Annotated in this window: 1 protein-coding gene; it reads right to left on the bottom strand. The window is 65.9% G+C overall.

The features are described 5' to 3' along the window. The coding region (locus tag F0Q45_RS27400) for an AMP-binding enzyme (RefSeq protein WP_149656751.1) at positions 1–211 on the bottom strand (211 nt) is incomplete at both ends.

Raw genomic sequence — 211 nt, 5'->3', positions numbered from 1 at the left:
GAGCGTCAGCGGCAACGAGTCGAGCACCACCACCACCGCCGGCACCATGAATTCAGGCAGCCGCTGGCCGACGAACTGACGCACCTGAGCGGCGAGTTCGGCATTTCCGCCCGCCGCTGATTCGACCAGCACATATCCGACCAGCTGGTCACCATGGGGGGTGACCACCGCTTGAGCCACCAGCGGGTGCGCGGTCAGTGCGGTTTCGATC

The sequence above is a fragment of the Mycobacterium simiae genome (genome assembly GCF_008370645.1).
Lineage (GTDB): Bacteria > Actinomycetota > Actinomycetes > Mycobacteriales > Mycobacteriaceae > Mycobacterium > Mycobacterium simiae_A.
The sequence above is the reverse complement of the archived record's forward strand: the minus strand, read 5'-3'. Positions and strand labels throughout refer to the sequence as shown.